This is a genomic window from Streptomyces sp. bgisy130 (assembly GCF_057708345.1).
Genome location: NZ_JBYISA010000023.1, coordinates 44,907 through 63,604 on the forward strand (window position 1 = coordinate 44,907; position 18,698 = coordinate 63,604).

Here is an 18,698-nt window from a genome sequence, read left to right on the forward strand (position 1 = left end):
GGCCACCCAGGAAGGGCGAAGTGGGGACAACCCCACCGGCCGCGATGATGCGGCTGCTCACCGGGGCCGGGGCAGGGCCTAGACTCCGGTCCGTACAGATCGTCGAAGTCGTTGAACAATCACAGTCAGGGAGCGAGGGGCGGACGTGCCGGACGCGACCGTACGCACCACCGTCGCCGCGGACTACTTCCAGGGCTACTCGGTCGTCGGGCTCATCGCCGTGATCGGTGTGCTCTTCGTCGCCGTGGCCTTCGGTGCCGGGCGGCTGCTGCGGCCCGTGGTACCGACGCCGGAGAAACTGCTGACGTATGAGTGCGGTGTGGATCCGGTCGGTGAGGGCTGGGCGCACACCCAGGTCCGCTACTACGTCTACGCCTTCCTCTACGTCATCTTCGCCGTTGACTCGATCTTCCTGTTCCCCTGGGCAACGATCTTCGCCGCCCCCGGTTTCGGCGGCGTGACGCTGGTGGAGATGTTCATCTTCCTCGGCTTCCTCACCGTCGGCCTGCTCTACGCATGGAAGAAGGGCGTCCTGGAATGGACGTGACCCCCGCCTCCAACGGCGCCGCGGCCGCGGGCGCCGCCCCCGAGTTCCTGCCGGAGCCGCGGCGCCTGGGCACCCTCGCGCGGCTCGCGCCCGAACCGATGAAGGTGGTCCTCAACTGGGGCCGCCGCTACAGCCTCTGGGTCTTCAACTTCGGCCTGGCCTGCTGTGCCATCGAGTTCATCGCCGCGTCCATGGCGCGCCACGACTTCATCCGGCTCGGCGTGATCCCGTTCGCGCCCGGCCCCCGCCAGGCCGACCTGATGGTCGTCTCCGGCACCGTCACCGACAAGATGGCGCCCGCGGTGAAGCGGCTCTACGAGCAGATGCCGGAGCCGAAGTACGTCATCTCCTTCGGGGCCTGCTCCAACTGCGGTGGCCCCTACTGGGACTCGTACTCCGTCACCAAGGGCGTCGACCAGATCATTCCGGTGGATGTGTACGTCCCGGGCTGCCCGCCGCGTCCGGAGGCGCTGCTCCAGGGCATCCTCAAGCTCCAGGAGAAGATCGCGCGCGAATCGCTGGGGGAGCGGTACGCGAAGGGCGGCGCCGCCCGGCCCTCGGCGGCCGCGCTGCGCAGCGGCCTCGTCACTCCGCCCGCGCCGCAGCCGGCGGATGCGCCGAAGCCGGCGGGGGAGGAGCCCCGATGACCGAGCAGCCCGAGCAGCAGCCGGAAACCGCCGAGCAGCAGCCGGAGACCCCCGAGCAGCCCCCGGCCGAGCCCGTCGTGGGCTGGCTGCCCGGCCCGGCGAGCGAGATCTTCGGCCCCGGGGCCACCGCGGAGCTGGCGTACGAGCTGCTGACCGTCGACGTCCCCGTGGACGGCTGGCTCACCGCGCTGACCGCCGCCCGCGACACCCTGGGGTGCAGCTTCTTCGACTGGCTGAGCGCCGTCGACGAGCCCGGCACCGGCTTCCGGATCTGTGCCCACCTCGCGGAGGTGGCGCACCCCGGTACCGTCCACCGGCTGATCGTGCGGACGACCGTGCCGCACGACGCGGCCGCGCTGCCCACTGCCGTCGGTGTGTACGCGGGCGCGGGCTGGCACGAGCGGGAGACCCACGAGATGTTCGGGGTCGACTTCACCGGCCACCCGCACCTCGTACCGCTGCTGCTCCCGGAGAACTTCGAAGGGCACCCGCTGCGCAAGGACTTCGTGCTGGCGGCGCGGGTCGCCAAGGCGTGGCCCGGCGCCAAGGAGCCGGGCGAGTCCGAGCACGGCGGGCCCAAGCGGCGCCAGATGCTGCCCCCGGGCGTCCCGGACCCGAACGAGTGGGGCCCGCTGAAGGGCCAGTTGCCGCCCGCACCCGCACGTCCGGCGCGGGGTGCGCGGGCGGCCGGCGGCGCCGCGGGCGAGCGTCCGGCACGGCGTACCCGTACGGCGGCCGCGGGTTCGGCCGGCCAGCAGGCGGCGGCCGAGGGGACCGGAACCCCGGCGGCCCCGGCCGGTGCCGAACGGCCCGAGCGCCCGGCCCGCCGTACCCGTTCGGTGAGCGAGGGTTCGGCCGGCCAGCAGCGAGCGGCGGCGGAGACCGCTGCGGCGGAGACGGCGGAGACCGCGGCGGCCCCGGCCGCCGGAAGCCCGGCGAAGGACGCCCCGGCAAAGGAGACACCGGCCAAGGACGTCCCGGCCCAGGACACGTCGACGAAGGACACCCCGGCCAAGGACGCCCCGGCTCAGGACGCCCCGACCCCCACAACTCCCGAGAAGCCCGCGCCCCCGCGCTCCTCCGACGCCCCCTGGCACCACGCCCGCCCGGCCTTCGACGAGCCGGAGCGGACGGCGGAGCCCGGGCAGAAGCCCGAGCCGGAAGCGAAGCCCCAACCGGAGAAGCCGGAAGCGGAGCCCGCCCCGGAGCCGACGGCCCCCCAGGAGCCGAAACCCACGTCCCCCCAGGACCAGCCCCCCACCCCCCAGGACCCGGCAGGAGGCGACACCCCATGAGCGACGCTCTCGACATCGCGCTGCGCCTGCTCGCCGTCTTCGCCGTCTTTCTGGTCTTTCCCCTGGTCATCGGGCAGACCGAGCACAAGGTCATGGCCCATATGCAGGGCCGGCTCGGACCGATGTACGCGGGCGGGTTCCACGGCTGGGCGCAGCTCGTCGCCGACGGTGTGAAGTTCGCGCAGAAGGAAGACATCGTGCCGGCCGGTGCCGACCGGCGGATCTTCCAGCTCGCGCCCGCCGTCGCGCTGCTGCCGTACCTCCTGGTCCTGGTCGCCATCCCGATAGGCCCGCACAACGCCGTGGGCCAGGCCCTGGACGCGGGGATCTTCTTCGTCCTCGCCGTCATGGGCGTCGGGGTGCTCGGCTCGCTGATGGCGGGCTGGGCCTCGGCGAACAAGTTCTCGCTGCTCGGCGGTCTGCGGACGGCCGCGCAGCTGCTGGCGTACGAGCTGCCGATGCTGCTCGCCGCGGCCTCCGTCGCGATGGCGGCCGGCACGCTCTCGCTGCCCGGCATCATCGAGGCGTTCCACTGGTGGTGGGTGCCGTGGCAGATCGTCGGCGGCGTGGTCTTCTTCACCGCCGGGCTCGCCGAGCTCCAGCGGCCGCCGTTCGACATGCCGGTCGCCGACTCGGAGATCATCTTCGGTGCGTACACCGAGTACACCGGACTGCGCTTCGCCCTCTTCCTCCTCGCCGAGTACGCGGGCATCGTCGTTCTCTGCGCGCTGACCTCCGTGCTCTTCCTGGGCGGCTGGCACGGCCCGTTCGGCGCCGACGGCCTGGGCTGGCTGTGGACGCTGCTGAAGACCGTGATCCTCGCCTTCGGCGTCATCTGGCTGCGGGTGACCTATCCGCGGCTGCGCGAGGACCAGTTGCAGAAGCTCGCCTGGACGGTCCTCATCCCGCTCGCCCTCGCCCAGATCGCCCTCACCGGCGTCGTCAAGGTGGTGATCTCGTCATGAGCTTCCCCGGTTCCGGCCTCGCCAAGGGGCTGGCCGTCACCCTGCGGACGATGACGAAACGATCGGTCACCGCGCAATACCCGGACGTCCAGCCCGACCTCCCGCCCCGTACCCGCGGCGTCATCGGGCTGTTCGAGGAGAACTGCACGGTCTGCATGCTGTGCGCCCGTGAGTGCCCGGACTGGTGCATCTACATCGACTCCCACAAGGAGACGGTGCCGCCGGCCGCCCCCGGAGGCCGCGAGCGCAGCCGCAATGTGCTGGACCGCTTCGCGATCGACTTCGCGCTGTGCATGTACTGCGGTATCTGCATCGAGGTCTGCCCCTTCGACGCGCTCTTCTGGTCGCCGGAGTTCGAGTACGCCGAGACGGACATCCGTGAGCTGACCCATGAGCGCGACAAGCTCCGCGAGTGGATGTGGACGGTGCCCGAGCCCCCGGCGCTCGACCCGGCGGCCGAGGAGCCCAAGGAACTCGCCGCCGCCCACAAGGCCGCGGACAAGCTCGCCGCCCAGCAGCAGGTCGAGGCCGAGGCTCAGGCCGAAGCCGCGGCCCAGGGTGAGGACCAGGACCGACCGGACGCCCCAGGGGAGGGACAGTGACGCTCGCCGCCACCGCAGCCGGCCAGGGCTTCCTCTCGCCCACGGGCGTCGAGGTCGCCTTCGTCCTCGTCGGCATCGCCACCCTCGGCGCGGCCGTCATCACCGTCACCACCAGGCAGCTGGTGCACGCCGCCCTCTGGCTGGTCGTCGCCCTCGGCGGGATCGCCGTCGAATACCTCCTGCTCACGGCCGAGTTCATCGCCTGGGTGCAGGTACTGATCTACGTCGGTTCGGTCGTGGTCCTGCTGCTCTTCGGGCTGATGCTCACCAAGGCGCCCATCGGCCGCTCCCCGGACGCCGATTCGGGCAACCGCTGGGCCGCGCTCGCGGTGGCCCTCGCCTCGGCCGCCGCCCTGGTCTGGGTCGTCGTGGACGCCTTCCGCGCCACCTGGATCAGCTTCGAGGGCGCCGCCCAGGGCTCCACCGAAGCCTCCGGGCGCAGCCTCTTCCAGTACTGGGTGCTGCCCTTCGAGGCGCTGTCCGTGCTGCTGCTCGCCGCGCTCGTCGGGGCGATCGTGCTGTCCCGCAGGACGGGGGAGGGCAGGGCCGCGGCGGCGGACCTCAAGACCGGCGCCTCCCGCGATCCCGCCCCGCGAGAGGAGCAGCGCTGATGCATCTTGTCTACCCGGCCGTCCTCGCCGTCCTCCTCTTCTGCACCGGGCTGTACGGCGTGCTCGCGCGCCGCAACGCGATCCTGGTGCTGATGTCGGTCGAGCTGATGCTCAACGCCGTCAACCTCAACCTCGTCGCCTTCGACGTCTGGCTGCGCGACACCCTGCACACCGGCCAGGCGCTCACCCTCTTCACCATCGCCATCGCCGCCGCCGAGATCGGCATCGGGCTGGCGATCGTGCTGCTCGTCTACCGCAACCGCGGCAGCTCCGACATCGACCGGCTCCGTGACCTCGCCGAGCAGGCGGGCGCCGGGGACGGGGAGCCGCAGCCGGACACCACGGCGGAGGCCGCCGCGTGACCCTCACGACCACTGCCGTTCTCGTTCCTCTCCTGCCCTTCCTCGGGGCCGCCGCCGGTCTTCTGCTGGGCCGCCGGGCGCCCGGCTTCGTGCGGCCGCTGGCCGTGCTGCCGACGCTGGCCGCCGCCGTGCTCACGGTGCTCGTCGCCGTCGGGCAGGGCACCGGCCCGGCCACCGACGTCGCCACCGAGCTCACGCCGACCGGCTCGATCCCCATCGACCTGGCCCTGCACCTCGACGGCTTCGCCGTGCTGATCGCTGTGGTGGTCGGTGTCGTGGCGACCTGTGTGCAGATCTACTCCACCGGCTATCTGCGCGACGATCCGCGCTACCCCTCCTACGCCGCGCTGGTCTCGCTCTTTACCTCCGCGATGCTGCTGGTCGTCTACACCGGCGACCTGATGCTGCTGCTGGTCGGCTGGGAAGTCATGGGCATCTGCTCCTACTTCCTCGTCGGCCACTACTGGGAGACCGAGGCCGCCCGCGCCGCCTCCCTCAAGGCCTTCCTCGTCACCAAGCTCGGCGATGTCCCCTTCCTCTTCGGCATCTTCGCGCTGGCCGCCGACGCCGGAACCTTCCGCATCACCGGCATCCTCGGCACCGTCGCCAGCGGCGGCCTGGACCATCCGACGCTGATCGCGCTGCTGCTGCTCGCCGGTGTCGCGGGCAAGTCGGCGCAGTTCCCGCTGCACACCTGGCTCCCGGACGCGATGGCCGGCCCGACGCCCGTCTCGGCGCTGATCCACGCCGCGACGATGGTGGCGGCCGGTATCTATGTCGTGGCCCGGCTCCTCCCCGTCTTCGCCGCCTCCGCGGCCGCGCTGGTGGTGATGGCCGTCATGGCCGCGGTCACCATGGTCGGCTCCGGTCTGGCCGCACTGGCCCAGGACGACATCAAGCGCGTCCTGGCCTATTCGACGGTCGGGCAGCTCGGCTACATGCTCGGCGCGCTGGCCGTCGGCGACCGCGGCGCCGCCGTCTTCCACCTCATCTCGCACGGTGCGTTCAAGGCCCTCCTCTTCCTCGGCGCGGGCGTGATCATCCACGCCGCGGGCACCAACTCGCTGGCCGCCATGTCCCGGATGAGCGGCCTGGCCCGGCGCATCCCGGACGCCTACTGGACCGTCACCGTCGCGCTGCTCGCGCTCGCCGCGATCCCCCCGTTCGCCGGCTTCTTCTCCAAGGAAGCCGTCCTGGGCGCCGCCGAGCACGCCGCCACCGGTGCGGCGCACGGCATCCCCGGCGCGGCCGGCTGGACCGTCCTGGTCTCCGGACTGCTCACCGCCCTCCTCACCGCGGCCTACGCCACCCGCCTGTGGCTGCTGACCTTCAAGGGCTCCGGCGTCGAGGCCCCCGACCACGGCCCGCAGCCGGTCGTCATGAACGCCGTGCTGTGGGTGCTCTTCCTCCCGACCGTCGCGCTCGGCCTCGCCGCCCCCCTCCTGCCCGACTGGTTCGACGGGCGTTCGCTCGCGCCGACCCTGACCACCTCCGTCCTGGGCACCGGTGTCGCCCTCGTCGGCGGCCTGGTCACCTACGCGGCCTGGCGCCACACCACCGCCCTGGCCGCCCGCACCCCCCTCGGCGCGGTCGTCACCGACCCGGACGCCTCGCCCGGGCTCGCCGAGGAGACGGCCATCGCCACCCACGCCCCGGTCTACGGCAGCATCGCCGGCGCCCCGGACCCGGCCGACCCCGGCCGCCTCCTCCTCGGCCCGCTCCAGCCCCATGCCGCCGTCGGCTTCCACCTCGACGCCGTCTACTCCGTGCTGTTCGTCCGGCCCGTACGCGCCGCCGCCACGCTCGTCCGCTTCCTGGACCGCGAGGTCGTCGACACCTACGTCAGCGGCGCCGCCGCCACCCCCCGGTGGCTGGGCGCCGCCGTCCGCCGCGCCCAGACCGGGAACGTGCAGACCTACCTCGGCGCACTGCTCGCGGGCTCGCTCGTCCTGGCCGTCGCCGCCGTCCTCGTCGCCACGGGCACGGGGGCCTGACCGTGCTGCCAACCCTCGGGGGCCGGCCCCCGCACCCCCGGCCGACACCCTTCGTGGCCTGCCTCGCCGGAGCCGAACCCCGCAGGAGGGCCTGACCCGTGAATCACACCGCTATGCAGCTTCTCCTCGCGGCCGTCGTCGTCCTCCCCCTCGTCGGCGCGCTCGCCGCCCTGCTCCCCGCCCCGCCCGGCCTGCGCGGCAAGAACCCCGACCAGGCCGTACTGCGCCACGGCGTGACCGTCACCGGTGTCGTGCTCGCCGCCGCGATCGCGCTGACGGCCGGCTTCGACCACGAACACCCGGCCCGTATGCAGGCCACCACCGACATCAGCTGGATCCCGGCGCTCGACATCCGCATCCACCTCGGCGTCGACGGCATCTCGCTCCCCCTCGTCGTCCTGACCGCGCTGCTGACCTTCCTCTGCGCGCTCTACAGCTACTTCCACATGCCAACGGGCCCGTCTCCCAAGGCATTTGTGGCCCTGCTGCTCACTCTTGAGGCCGGCACCCTCGCCACCTTCGCCGTCCTCGACCTGATGCTCTTCTTCCTCGCCTTCGAGATGGTCCTCATCCCGATGTACTTCCTCATCGCCCGCTGGGGCGGGGCGGGAAAGCAGGCGGCGGCCTGGAAGTTCATCCTCTACACGCTGCTCGGCTCCGTCGTGATGCTGCTCGGCCTCCTCCTCATCGGCGTGAAATCCGGCACCTTCGACATGGTGGCACTCGCCACTGACAACGGCCCGAATGCCCAGCTCAGCCACACCGTTCAACTGCTGGCGGTGCTCGCCGTCGGCATCGGACTGGCCGTCAAGTCCCCGATGTGGCCGCTGCACAGCTGGCTGCCCGACGCGCACACCGCCGCCCCCACCGTCGGCTCGGTGCTGCTGGCCGGCGTGCTGCTGAAGATGGGCACCTACGGCTTCGTACGGATCGCGCTGCCCATCACCCCCGAGGGCATGCAGACCTTCGCGCCGTACCTCGCCGCGCTGGCCGCCATCGGCATCATCTACGGCTCGCTCGCCTGCCTCGCCCTCGTACGCAAGGGCGCCAAGGGCGACCTCAAGCGTCTGATCGCCTACAGCTCCGTCGGCCACATGGGCTTCGTCCTGCTCGGCATCGCCAGCATGACCCCCACCGGCGTCAACGGCGCGCTGTTCGCCAACATCGCGCACGGCCTGATCACCGGCCTGCTCTTCTTCCTGGTCGGCGCCCTCAAGGACCGCACCGGAACCACCGACCTCGACGCCCTGGCCGGGACCACCGGCGCCGCCCTCTACGGCAAGGCACCCCGCTTCGGCGGCCTGCTCGCCTTCGGCGCCGTCGCCTCCCTGGGCCTCCCCGGACTCGCCGGGTTCTGGGGCGAGATGCTGGCCATGTTCGGCGCCTTCCAGCCGGCCGCCGGCCTCAGCCGCCCCGCCTTCCTGACGTTCATGGTGCTGGCCGGCCTCGGCACCCTGCTGACCGCCGCCTATCTGCTGCTCGTCGTCCGCCGCGTCTGCATGGGCGGCACCCCGCACCTCGCCCCGACCGCCCCGCTCGGCACCGCCGACCCGGCCGGCGAGGACCCGTCCGGACAGCCCGCACCGGCCCCCGCCGTCCCCGACATCGCGCGCTACGAATACGCGGCCTGGTCCCCCCTCGCCGTCCTCACCGTCCTTGCCGGACTGTGGCCCGCGGCCCTCCTCGGCCTCACCGACCCGGCCGTCCAGCAGCTCCTCGGAGGCGGTAAGTGATGAGCTCGATCACGCCCCTGGTCCAGTCCGTCGACTGGCTCGCCCTCGCGCCGCCCACGCTCACCGCGGCCGTCGCCCTGGTGGTGCTCGTTGCCGACCTCTTCCTCCCGGCGGCCCGGAAGCCGCTGCTGGGCTGGATCGCCACGGCGGGCCTCGCGGTGTCCGCGCTCCTCCTGCTGCCCCTCCTGGGCGGCGGCCGCCGCACCTTCTGCCTGCCCGCCCACCCCGACGTGTGCAGCTATGTGGCCGACCCGTTCACCCTGGTCATCCAGTTCCTGGTGCTCGGCGGGGCGCTGCTGACCGCCCTGCTGTCCATCGACCTCATCAAGGACCAGGACCTGCCCACCGGGGAGTACTGGTTCCTGCTGCTCTCCTCGGCGGCCGGCGCCGCCCTGCTGCCCGCCTCCCGGGACCTGGCCACCCTCGTCATCGCCCTCGAAGTGGCCTCGCTGCCCGCCTTCGCCCTCGTCGGGCTGCGGCGCGGCGACCGGCTCTCCTCCGAGGCGGCGCTGAAGTTCTTCCTGTCCTCGGTGGCCGCCACCGCCGTGATGCTGCTCGGCGTGAGCTTCCTGTACGCGGCCACCGGCAGCCTGCACCTCTCCCGGGTGGCGCACGCCCTCACCGCGCTGCCCGACCCGCGGCTGGCCACGCTGGCGAGCGCCGGCGTCGCGCTCACCCTGGTCGGCTTCGCCTTCAAGACGGCCGCCGCCCCGTTCCACTTCTGGGTGCCGGACACCTACGTCGGCGCGCCGCTGCCCATCGCCGGCTATCTCTCCGTGGTCGGCAAGGCCGTCGGCTTCTCCGGCCTGATCCTCGTGACCGTCCAGGGCTTCCCGTCGTACGCGGACGTCTGGGGCCCGGCGCTGGCCGTCCTCGCCGCCCTGACCATGACCGTCGGCAATGTCGCGGCCGTCCGTCAGAACCCCCGCCGCGCGCACAGCGCCGTACGCCTGCTCGCCTGGTCGTCGGTCGGCCAGGCCGGCTACCTCCTGGTGCCGATCGCGGCGGCCGGCTACATCAGCGACCCGGCGCACGCCATCGGCTCCACCGTCGCCTACGCCCTGATGTACGCGGCCGTGAACCTCGGCGCCTTCGCCGTCGCCGCCCTGGTGGCCCGTACGAGCCCCGCCAACCGCATCACCGACTACCGGGGCCTGTACGCCCGCCGTCCGCTGGCCGCGCTCGCCCTGGGCTTCTTCCTGCTGTGCCTGGCCGGTCTGCCGCCGGGCATCATCGGCCTGTTTGCCAAGGTCACGGTCTTCTCGGTGGCCGTCGACGCGGGCCTGGCCTGGCTCGCGGTAATCATGGCGATCAATGTCGTGATCGCGCTCTACTACTACCTGAAGTGGACCACGATCCTCTTCCGGGGAGCCGAGGCCGCCGAAGCCGTACCCGGGACCGCCCCGGCGGAGCAGCGGCCGCCCCGCGCCGGGATCCCGGCCCCCCTCGCCACCGCCATCGCCCTGGCCACCGTCCTGGGCATCGCCCTCTCCGGCGCCCCGCAGCTCGTCCTGCGCTTCGCGTCCGGGGCGCTGCTCTAACCGGCAGGCCCGCTCGCTCCGGAGCAGGCTCCGACGGCCCGGAGCGGCCCCCAGGCATCCCGTACGGCGGCGGGCCCCACCGGGCGCGGCTTGGGGCCCCGCCCGGCCCGCCGCGCGCGCACCGGGGAACCAGGCTCGTTCATCTCGCGTTGACCAGTGAGTAAGGATCCACTGGACAGTGGAGAAACGAGCACAGGGTTCCCCTGCCGCACCGCTTGGAGGGCGTACCGTGCACCGCCGGCACAACGGGCTCAGGACCGCCGTACTCCTCGGGGGACTGTCCGCCCTCATCATCGTCATCGGCAGCCTGTTCGGCCGTACGGGCCTGATCATCGCCGTCGTCGTCGCCCTGGGCACCAACGCCTACGCGTACTGGAACAGCGACAAACTCGCCCTGCGGGCCATGCGCGCCCGCCCGGTCAGCGAGTTCGAGGCCCCCCGGCTCTACCGCATGGTCCGCGAGCTCTCCACGACGGCCCGCCGGCCCATGCCGCGCCTGTACATCTCCCCGACCCAGGCGCCCAACGCTTTCGCCACCGGCCGCAACCCCCGCAACGCCGCGGTCTGCTGCACCGACGGCATCCTCCAGCTGCTCGACGAGCGCGAGCTGCGCGGCGTCCTCGGCCATGAGCTCAGCCATGTCTACAACCGCGACATCCTCATCTCCTCGGTCGCGGGCGCGCTCGCCTCCGTCGTGATGTTCCTCGTCAACTTCGCCTGGCTGATTCCCATAGGCCGCTCCGACGACGACGAGGGCCCCGGCCTCCTGGGCATGCTGCTGATCATGATCCTGGGGCCGGTCGCGGCCGGGCTCATTCAGCTCGCCGTCAGCCGCTCCCGTGAGTACCAGGCGGACGCCTCGGGCGCCCAGCTCACGGGCGACCCGCTGGCCCTGGCCTCCGCCCTGCGCAAGCTGGAGGCGGGCACTCAGCAGCTTCCGCTCCCGCCCGAGCCGCGGCTGGAGACCGCCGGCCACATGATGATCGCCAATCCGTTCCGGGCGGGCGAGGGCATGACCCGGCTGTTCTCCACCCACCCCCCGATGCGCGAGCGCATCGCCCGTCTGGAGCGGATGGCGGGCCATCGCCCCTGACGGACCAGGGCCCGCGGGGGAGCGGTGGCCGCCGCCTGCCACCCGCCGCATGATGAACGCAACGCAACGCTTCACCCGGCCCAGGGCGTCTTGCCCGGCAGTGACGTTCTCCGCCGTGCCCGTGGAAGGCTGCTGATCATGAAGTTCATCCTCAACATCCTCTGGCTGGTCCTCAGCGGCTTCTGGATGGCGCTCGGCTATGTGCTCGCCGGCATCATCTGCTGCATCCTCATCATCACCATCCCGTTCGGCATCGCGTCCTTCCGGATCGCCGGCTACACCCTGTGGCCCTTCGGCCGGACGACCGTGGTGCGCCATGACGCCGGTGCCGGCTCGGCGATCGGCAATGTCATCTGGATCATCTTCGCGGGCTGGTGGCTGGCCCTGGGGCACATCGTCACCGGCATCGCCCTGTGCGTGACGATCATCGGCATCCCGTTCGGCATCGCCAACTTCAAGCTGATCCCGGTCTCCCTGATGCCGCTGGGCCGCGACATCGTCCCCACGGACGAGCCCTTCGCCACGCGCTGACCGCCCGGCCTTCAGCCCTCACACCCGTACGCCCGAAACACCGGTGGGGCGGCACGCCGAAGCGCGCCGCCCCATCCTTGTGGCACCCGGAATCCGGGCTCCTACCGGTAGTTCACGAACTGGAGCGCGAAGTCCAGGTCCTTGCCCTTCAGCAGCTGCTGCACCGCCTGAAGGTCGTCCCGGCTCTTCGAGCTGACCCGCAGCTCGTCGCCCTGCACCTGCGCCTTGACGCCCTTCGGGCCCTCATCGCGGATGATCTTGGCGACCTTCTTCGCGTTCTCCTGCGAGATCCCCTCCTCGATCGAGGCGAAGATCTTGTACTCCTTGCCCGAGGCCTGCGGCTCGCCGGCGTCCAGCGCCTTCAGGGAGATCCCACGCTTGACCAGCTTGGACTGGAAGATGTCGAGTACCGCCTTCACCCGCTCCTCGGCGTTGGCCCGCATCTCGATCTTCTCGCCCGACCACTCGATCGACGCGCCCACGCCCTTGAAGTCGTAGCGCTGCGAGATCTCCTTGGCGGCCTGGTTGAGGGCGTTGTCGACCTCCTGCCGCTCTACCTTCGAGACGATGTCGAAACTGGAGTCGGCCATGTTGAGTTGGCTCCTCGTACCTAGATCCGTCACGGGTGCGGCCCGTCCCCGGACCGCCTGCCAAGCCTAGCCACCCGGCCAAGATCCAGCGCTCCCGAATCGAGTGGCGAACCACCCCCAGCCATCGGGTATGGTTTACGTCGTTGCCACGGAGCACCGCCTCACAGCGGCTCTCCCGGCAGCAAACCCAGGCGGTGTGCCCGAGCGGCCAAAGGGAGCAGACTGTAAATCTGCCGGCTCAGCCTTCCCAGGTTCGAATCCTGGCGCCGCCACAGGTGAGAAGGGGCCCGTGACCAGCGTAAAAGCTGGTCACGGGCCCCTTCGTCATGTCCCGGCGCTCAGCCCTCGGCCAGCGCCCGCACCGCGTCCTCCACCGGTACTTCACCGCCGATCAGCTCCAGCGTCCGGCCGATGGTGGCCGGCTCGTCGAGCAGGGCCACCAGGGCGGCCGCCACATCGTCCCGGGTCACCTCGCTGCGGCCGGTCGTGTCGGCCAGCGCCACCAGGCCCGTGCCGGGGTCGTTGGTCAGCCGGCCCGGCCGCAGGATCGTCCAGTCCAGCCCGGCGCGGGCCCGTACGTCCGCGTCCGCGGCGCCCTTCGCCCGCAGGTACGCGGCGAAGACCGGGTCGGTGCCCTCGGGGGGCTCAAGGTCCGCGCCCATGGACGAGACGACGAGGAAGCGCCGCACCCCGGCCGCCTCGGCCGCGTCCGCGAAGACCGCCGCCGCGGCGCGGTCCACCGTGTCCTTGCGTTCGATGCCACTGCCCGGCCCCGCGCCCGCCGCGAAGACGGCCGCGTCGGCGCCCTCCATGTGCCGGGCGACATCCTCCACAGACGCCGACTCCAGGTCGCAGACCACCGGTTCGGCTCCCGCGGCCAGCACGTCACCGGCCTGTTCCGGCCGGCGGATGATGCCCGCGACCTCGTCCCCGCGCTTGGCGAGCAACCGCTCCAGCCGCAGCGCGATCTGACCATGTCCACCTGCGATGACAATGCGCATGATCCCGACCGTACGCCGAAGCGCCGCCGCGAAGTGCGGGACCGGCCGGGACGGGGTGCCTTCTCGCCGCCGCGGCTCAGCGCTGCGACTGCCGCGGCAGCTCCAGCGCCACCTCCGCCGCCGAGTCGCAGTACTCCCGCACCGCGCTGGTACGGGCGACCACCCGCCCGCGGTGGATCACGATCCGGCTGTACGCCAGCGAGAGCACCCCGGCGATCCGCTCGCCCCGCACCGCCAGCAGCTCCGCGGGAAAGCCCGCCTCGACCCGTACCTCCGGCAGCCCCAGGGTCGCCCGCGCCGCCGAACTCACACTCTCGTAGGCCGCCTCCGGCGTCGCCTCACCCAGGGAGGCCAGCAGATACGCCGCCTCCAACGGGTCACCGCGCCCCACCGGATTCGCCACGTCCCGCAGCGCCCCGCTGCCCGCCGCCACCTGGACGCCGGCCGCCCGCAGCAGCCGTACGGGCGCCGGGCGCGAGACCCGCGAGCCGTACCGCTCCAGGCCCGCGCAGTCGCCCTGCGGCAGACAGACGACGGCGACCCCGGCGGCCGCCAGCTGCTCGGCGACCCGCGCCGCCACGCTCCGCGGCATCCGCGCCATCCCGGCACACGGGCCGAGCGCGACGCCCGGCCGCAGCCCGCCGGACATCGCCGCGAACCGCGCCAGCCGCGCCGGATCGTCCCCATCGGTGTGCAGGTCCACCGGGCAGCCGTGCTCCCCGGCCAGCTCCAGGACCGTCTCGACGTACCCGGCCGGATCGGGGTCGAGGTCCGGACAGCCGCCGATGACCGAGGCGCCCATCTTCACTGCGTCCCGCAGCATCGCCAGCCCGTCCGCCCCGGCCACCCCGGTCAGCACCCGCGGCACCGCGACCGCCGCCAGATCGGCCAGCCCGCGCAGCGACCGGCGCGCCTGGAGCACCGCCTCCAGCGAGCGCAGCCCCTGGACGTCGCCGATCCTGACGTGGCTGCGGGAGGCGGTGGCGCCGTGCCCCAGCTGGAGCAGCGCGGCCTCGGTCGTCCGGCGCTGCACATCTTCGGGCGAACGGGAGGCGGGGCCGTCGGAGTCGGCCGTCAGGGCGGTGTCGCAGTGTGCGTGGGGTTCGGCGGGGGCGGGGAGCAGGAGGTAGCCGGCGAGGTCGACGCGGGCGCCCTGCGGGGCGAGGCTGCCGGCCGTCCCGACGGCCTCGATGCGTCCGCCGCCGAGCCGTACGTCCACCGTCCGCCCGTCGGCGAGCCGTGCGCCGCACAACACCAGCGCACCGCTTTCCGACCTGGCGAACCGGCCGGGCCCGACGGGCTTTCCCGGCTGCGGCTGCGGCGAACTGCTGTCGGACATCGCGCTCCTCGAAGGCACCGGCGTGCAAGATCACGCAGCGTTCTTCCGAGCCTAGGCCGCTGCCGGGAGAGCGTTGCGCAGGCGCGAAATAGTCGTACCGGTGTGGTGCGCGGGGCCCCAGTGGCACGGCCCCGATACGGATTTCACGTTTGGCGGCGGGCCGTGTAATGTCTTCATCGCTCGCCCCAATAGCTCAGTCGGCAGAGCGTCTCCATGGTAAGGAGAAGGTCTACGGTTCGATTCCGTATTGGGGCTCTGATGTGTGAGGTTCCCGCCTTCGGGCGGGGTCCCCTCGCATCACAGCGGTGTAGCTCAGTCGGTAGAGCAAGCGGCTCATAATCGCTGTGTCACCGGTTCAAGTCCGGTCACCGCTACTGACAGTAGCCGATTGTGGGGTCGGTCCTCCGATCGGCTACTCTTTTATGCGTTAATCCGACCACCCGTCCGTCCAAGGAGCACTCACGTGGCTGCCACCGACGTCCGCCCGAAGATCACGCTGGCCTGCGTGGAGTGCAAGGAGCGGAACTACATCACCAAGAAGAACCGGCGTAACGACCCGGACCGTCTTGAGATGAAGAAGCACTGCCCCCGTTGCAAGTCGCACACCGCGCACCGCGAGACGCGATAACACAGGCTCGTCCGTGAGGCCGTCCCCATTCGTGGGGGCGGCCTCACAGCGTTGTCACCATCAGTACAGGGAGGTTGCGAGCCCATGGCGCTCGACCAGTCTTTTGTCGGACGCACGTACCCGCCCACCGACCCGTACGAGGTCGGCCGGGAAAAGATCCGCGAATTCGCCGAGGCGATCGGCGACCCCAACCCCGTTTACACCGACGCGGAAGCGGCCAAGGCACTCGGGTACTCCGATGTGATCGCCCCGCCGACTTTTGTGTTCGCCATCACTTTCAAGGCCGCGGGACAGGTCATCGAGGACCCGCAACTGGGCCTGGACTACAGCCGGGTGGTGCACGGCGACCAGAAATTCGCCTACACCCGGCCGGTGCGCAGCGGGGACCGGCTGTCCGTCACCTCCACCATCGAGGCCGTCAAGACCATGGCCGGCAACGACATCATCGACATCCGCGGCGAGGTGCACGACGAGGCGGGCGAACACGTCGTGACCGCCTTCACCAAGCTGGTGTCCCGCGCCGCGAAGGAGGCCTGAGATGACCGCGAAGATTTCCTATGACGAGGTCGAGGTCGGCACGGAACTCCCGGCGCAGACCTTCCCGGTGAGCCGCGCCACGCTCGTCCGGTACGCGGGCGCCTCCGGTGACTTCAACCCGATCCACTGGAACGAGAAGTTCGCCAAGGAGGTCGGGCTGCCGGACGTCATCGCGCACGGCATGTTCACGATGGCCGAGGCGATCCGGGTGGTCACCGACTGGGCCGGGGACCCGGGCGCGGTCGCCGAATACGGGGTGCGCTTCACCAAGCCCGTCATCGTCCCCAACGACGAGACCGGCGCACTGATCGAGGTCAGCGCCAAGGTCGCCGCCAAGCTGGACGACGACGACCGTACGGTCCGGGTCGACCTCACCGCGATGAGCGCCGGCCAGAAGGTGCTGGGCATGTCCCGCGCCGTGGTCCGCCTCGCCTGAGCCGGGGCCGCCGGGGGCGTCCGGCCGAGCGCTGTCGGACCGCCCCCGTACCCTTGGGCGCGTGCAGGAACTCCACGACGCCCCCCTCGCCCCGCTGACCACCTTCCGCCTCGGCGGCCCGGCCACCCGCCTCGTCACGGCCACCACCGACGACGAGGTGATCGCGGCCGTCCGCGCGGCCGACGACAGCGGGACCCCGCTGCTGATCATCGGCGGCGGCAGCAATCTTGTGATCGGCGACAAGGGCTTCGACGGCACGGCCCTGCGCATCGCCACCCGCGGCTTCGCGCTCGACGGCACGGACCTCACGCTCGCCGCGGGCGAGAACTGGTCCGACGCGGTCGCCCGTACGGTCGAGGCCGGACTGGCCGGTGTGGAGTGCCTGGCCGGTATCCCCGGCTCCGCGGGCGCCACCCCGATCCAGAACGTGGGCGCGTACGGCCAGGAGGTCTCCGCCACGATCACCGAGGTCGTCGCCTACGACCGCCGCCTCGGCGAGACCGTCACGATCCCCAACGCGGAGTGCGGCTTCTCCTACCGCCACAGCCGCTTCAAGCAGCACCCCGACCGCTTCGTGGTGCTGCGGGTGCGCTTCGCCCTGGAGGACGCCGGGGGCCTCTCCGCGCCCCTGAAGTACCCCGAGACGGCCCGCGCCCTCGGCGTGGAGGCCGGCGACCGGGTCCCGGCCTCCGTCGCCCGGGAGACCGTGCTGGCGCTGCGCGCCGGCAAGGGCATGGTGCTGGACCCCGAGGACCACGACACCTGGTCGGCGGGCTCGTTCTTCACCAACCCGATCCTCACCGAGGCCGAGCACGCCGCCTTCCTCCGCCGCGTCCAGGACCGCCTCGGCGCCGACGTCGCCCCGCCCGCCTTCCCGGCCGGCGACGGCCTGGTGAAGACCTCCGCGGCCTGGCTCATCGACCGGGCCGGCTTCACCAAGGGCTACGGCAGCGGCCCCGCCCGCATCTCCACCAAGCACACCCTCGCGCTCACCAACCGCGGCAAAGCCACCACCGAGGACCTGCTCGCCCTGGCCCGCGAGGTCCGCGACGGCGTCCACGCGGCCTTCGGCGTCACGCTCGTCAACGAACCCGTCACGGTTGGCGTCAGCCTCTAGCGGGCTCCCGGCAGGCCCCCAGCAGGCCGCTGGCGGCCCCTGGGCGGCCGCTGGCGCCCCTACGCGGCCAGCCAGGCGTCGATCTCCGCCAGCAGCCGCTGCTGCTCGTCCTGCGGCGCGCAGGAGCCGCGGACCGACTGCCGGGCCAGTTCGGCCAGTTCGGCGTCGGTGAAGCCGTGCGCGGTGCGGGCGATCTCGTACTGCGCGGCCAGCCGCGCGCCGAACAGCAGCGGATCGTCCGCGCCCAGCGCCATCGGCACGCCCGCGTCGAAGAGCGCCCGCAGCGGCACGTCCTCCGGCTTCTCGTAGACCCCCAGCGCCACATTCGACGCGGGGCACACCTCGCAGGTCACCCCGCGCGAGGCCAGCCGGCTCAGCAGCACCGGATCCTCCGCGGCCCGTACGCCGTGCCCCACCCGGCCGGCGTGCAGATCGTCCAGACAGTCCCGGACGCTCGCCGGCCCCGACAGCTCACCGCCGTGCGGCGCCGCCAGCAGACCGCCCTCCCGGGCGATGGCGAAGGCGCGGTCGAAGTCCCGGGCGAAACCCCGGCGTTCGTCGTTGGACAGCCCGAAACCGATCACGCCGCGGTCGGCGTAGCGCACCGCGAGACGCGCCAGCGTACGGGCGTCCAAGGGGTGCTTCATCCGGTTCGCGGCCACCAGGACACGGATACCGAGCCCGGTGTCCCGGGAGGCGCTGTGCACCGCGTCCAGGATGATCTCCAGGGCCGGGATCAGCCCGCCCAGCCGCGGGGCGTACGAGGTCGGGTCGACCTGGATCTCCAGCCAGCGCGACCCGTCGTGGACATCCTCCTCGGCGGCCTCCCGCACCAGCCGCTGAATGTCCTCGGGCGTCCGCAGACACGACCGCGCGATGTCGTACAGCCGCTGGAAACGGAACCAGCCGCGCTCGTCCGTGGCCCTGAGCTGGGGAGGTTCACCGCTGCGCAGCGCCTCCGGCAGATGGACGCCGTACTTGTCGGCGAGGTCCAGCAGGGTCGCGGACCGCATCGACCCGGTGAAGTGCAGGTGCAGATGGGCCTTCGGCAGTCGGCGCAGGTCTCGGATGGCGGCTTCACCGCCGGCACGAACGCTCTCCATCCCAAGATCTTGCCGCATCCGGGCGG

20 protein-coding genes and 3 tRNA genes are annotated in these 18,698 nt (G+C 72.0%); 19 read left to right on the top strand and 4 right to left on the bottom strand.

The window, feature by feature from the left end:
- The first annotated feature begins 145 nt into the window (after positions 1-145).
- The 12 genes from AC3EUV_RS25895 to AC3EUV_RS25950 all read left to right on the top strand — a co-directional run bounded on the left by AC3EUV_RS25895 (position 146) and on the right by AC3EUV_RS25950 (position 11,921).
- The gene (locus tag AC3EUV_RS25895) at positions 146-547 is read left to right on the top strand and encodes an NADH-quinone oxidoreductase subunit A (protein ID WP_211117368.1); all 402 of its coding nucleotides are present in this window, start codon (positions 146-148) and stop codon (positions 545-547) included.
- On the top strand, positions 538-1,194 hold the full coding sequence (locus AC3EUV_RS25900; protein WP_042155791.1) for an NADH-quinone oxidoreductase subunit B: 657 nt from the start codon (positions 538-540) through the stop codon (positions 1,192-1,194). Before AC3EUV_RS25895 ends, AC3EUV_RS25900 begins: the two co-directional genes overlap by 10 nt.
- Positions 1,191-2,489 carry an NADH-quinone oxidoreductase subunit C gene (locus tag AC3EUV_RS25905; protein WP_432143856.1) on the top strand — a complete coding sequence of 433 codons (1,299 nt, stop codon included), beginning with the start codon at positions 1,191-1,193 and terminating at the stop codon, positions 2,487-2,489. The genes AC3EUV_RS25900 and AC3EUV_RS25905 overlap by 4 nt, the downstream gene beginning before the upstream one ends.
- A complete protein-coding gene (locus AC3EUV_RS25910) occupies positions 2,486-3,454 on the top strand; it encodes a complex I subunit 1/NuoH family protein (protein WP_387240580.1) in 969 nt (322 codons plus the stop codon). Before AC3EUV_RS25905 ends, AC3EUV_RS25910 begins: the two co-directional genes overlap by 4 nt.
- Positions 3,451-4,056, top strand: coding sequence for a NuoI/complex I 23 kDa subunit family protein (locus AC3EUV_RS25915; RefSeq protein WP_432143857.1), 606 nt, complete (start codon positions 3,451-3,453; stop codon positions 4,054-4,056). The genes AC3EUV_RS25910 and AC3EUV_RS25915 overlap by 4 nt, the downstream gene beginning before the upstream one ends.
- Positions 4,053-4,667, top strand: a complete 615-nt coding sequence (locus AC3EUV_RS25920) for an NADH-quinone oxidoreductase subunit J family protein (protein WP_435604008.1) — start codon at positions 4,053-4,055, stop codon at positions 4,665-4,667. Before AC3EUV_RS25915 ends, AC3EUV_RS25920 begins: the two co-directional genes overlap by 4 nt.
- Entirely contained in the window at positions 4,667-5,029 is a 363-nt protein-coding gene (gene nuoK, locus AC3EUV_RS25925; RefSeq protein ID WP_435604009.1) for an NADH-quinone oxidoreductase subunit NuoK, read from the top strand. Before AC3EUV_RS25920 ends, nuoK begins: the two co-directional genes overlap by 1 nt.
- Entirely contained in the window at positions 5,026-7,023 is a 1,998-nt protein-coding gene (locus tag AC3EUV_RS25930) for an NADH-quinone oxidoreductase subunit 5 family protein (protein ID WP_435604010.1), read from the top strand. Before nuoK ends, AC3EUV_RS25930 begins: the two co-directional genes overlap by 4 nt.
- Positions 7,024-7,136: 113 nt before the next feature.
- Complete coding sequence (locus AC3EUV_RS25935; protein ID WP_435604021.1) at positions 7,137-8,756, top strand: complex I subunit 4 family protein; 1,620 nt, start codon at positions 7,137-7,139, stop codon at positions 8,754-8,756.
- Positions 8,756-10,297, top strand: coding sequence for an NADH-quinone oxidoreductase subunit N (locus AC3EUV_RS25940; protein ID WP_432143861.1), 1,542 nt, complete (start codon positions 8,756-8,758; stop codon positions 10,295-10,297). The genes AC3EUV_RS25935 and AC3EUV_RS25940 overlap by 1 nt, the downstream gene beginning before the upstream one ends.
- A gap of 229 nt (positions 10,298-10,526) precedes the next feature.
- Positions 10,527-11,390: a zinc metalloprotease HtpX gene (htpX, locus tag AC3EUV_RS25945; protein WP_435604011.1), complete on the top strand. Its 864-nt coding sequence runs from the start codon at positions 10,527-10,529 to the stop codon at positions 11,388-11,390.
- Between the two features lie 138 nt (positions 11,391-11,528).
- Positions 11,529-11,921 carry a YccF domain-containing protein gene (locus tag AC3EUV_RS25950; RefSeq protein WP_432143863.1) on the top strand — a complete coding sequence of 131 codons (393 nt, stop codon included), beginning with the start codon at positions 11,529-11,531 and terminating at the stop codon, positions 11,919-11,921.
- 101 nt (positions 11,922-12,022) lie between these two features.
- Here the strand turns inward: AC3EUV_RS25950 and AC3EUV_RS25955 are convergent, their stop codons facing one another.
- On the bottom strand, positions 12,023-12,511 hold the full coding sequence (locus tag AC3EUV_RS25955) for a YajQ family cyclic di-GMP-binding protein (protein ID WP_030262720.1): 489 nt from the start codon (positions 12,509-12,511) through the stop codon (positions 12,023-12,025).
- A gap of 190 nt (positions 12,512-12,701) precedes the next feature.
- Between AC3EUV_RS25955 and AC3EUV_RS25960 the strand changes: the two genes are divergently transcribed.
- Positions 12,702-12,783, top strand: a tRNA-Tyr gene (locus tag AC3EUV_RS25960).
- A 66-nt stretch (positions 12,784-12,849) separates the two neighbouring features.
- On the opposite strand, the gene AC3EUV_RS25965 is transcribed toward AC3EUV_RS25960, so the two are convergent.
- Together AC3EUV_RS25965 and AC3EUV_RS25970 are read right to left on the bottom strand one after the other, a co-directional pair.
- Positions 12,850-13,512 (bottom strand): NAD(P)H-binding protein, encoded by a 663-nt coding sequence (locus tag AC3EUV_RS25965; protein ID WP_432143864.1) that lies wholly within the window; start codon positions 13,510-13,512, stop codon positions 12,850-12,852.
- Between the two features lie 76 nt (positions 13,513-13,588).
- Positions 13,589-14,851: an amidohydrolase family protein gene (locus tag AC3EUV_RS25970; RefSeq protein WP_435604012.1), complete on the bottom strand. Its 1,263-nt coding sequence runs from the start codon at positions 14,849-14,851 to the stop codon at positions 13,589-13,591.
- 182 nt (positions 14,852-15,033) lie between these two features.
- Here AC3EUV_RS25970 and AC3EUV_RS25975 point away from each other — a divergent pair.
- From AC3EUV_RS25975 to AC3EUV_RS26000, 6 genes are all read left to right on the top strand, one after another.
- Positions 15,034-15,106: transfer RNA gene (locus tag AC3EUV_RS25975), tRNA-Thr, on the top strand.
- Between the two features lie 46 nt (positions 15,107-15,152).
- A tRNA-Met gene (locus AC3EUV_RS25980) sits at positions 15,153-15,225 on the top strand.
- Positions 15,226-15,314: 89 nt separating this feature from the next.
- Complete coding sequence (gene rpmG, locus AC3EUV_RS25985) at positions 15,315-15,479, top strand: 50S ribosomal protein L33 (RefSeq protein ID WP_030986111.1); 165 nt, start codon at positions 15,315-15,317, stop codon at positions 15,477-15,479.
- Positions 15,480-15,563: 84 nt separating this feature from the next.
- Positions 15,564-16,016, top strand: a complete 453-nt coding sequence (locus tag AC3EUV_RS25990; protein WP_435604013.1) for an FAS1-like dehydratase domain-containing protein — start codon at positions 15,564-15,566, stop codon at positions 16,014-16,016.
- 1 nt (position 16,017) lies between these two features.
- Positions 16,018-16,452 (top strand): MaoC family dehydratase, encoded by a 435-nt coding sequence (locus AC3EUV_RS25995; RefSeq protein ID WP_042155818.1) that lies wholly within the window; start codon positions 16,018-16,020, stop codon positions 16,450-16,452.
- Between the two features lie 61 nt (positions 16,453-16,513).
- Entirely contained in the window at positions 16,514-17,569 is a 1,056-nt protein-coding gene (locus tag AC3EUV_RS26000; protein ID WP_435604014.1) for a UDP-N-acetylmuramate dehydrogenase, read from the top strand.
- 59 nt (positions 17,570-17,628) lie between these two features.
- Here AC3EUV_RS26000 and AC3EUV_RS26005 read toward each other — a convergent pair whose 3' ends face one another.
- Positions 17,629-18,672, bottom strand: a complete 1,044-nt coding sequence (locus tag AC3EUV_RS26005; RefSeq protein WP_432143869.1) for an adenosine deaminase — start codon at positions 18,670-18,672, stop codon at positions 17,629-17,631.
- Positions 18,673-18,698: the final 26 nt, after the last annotated feature.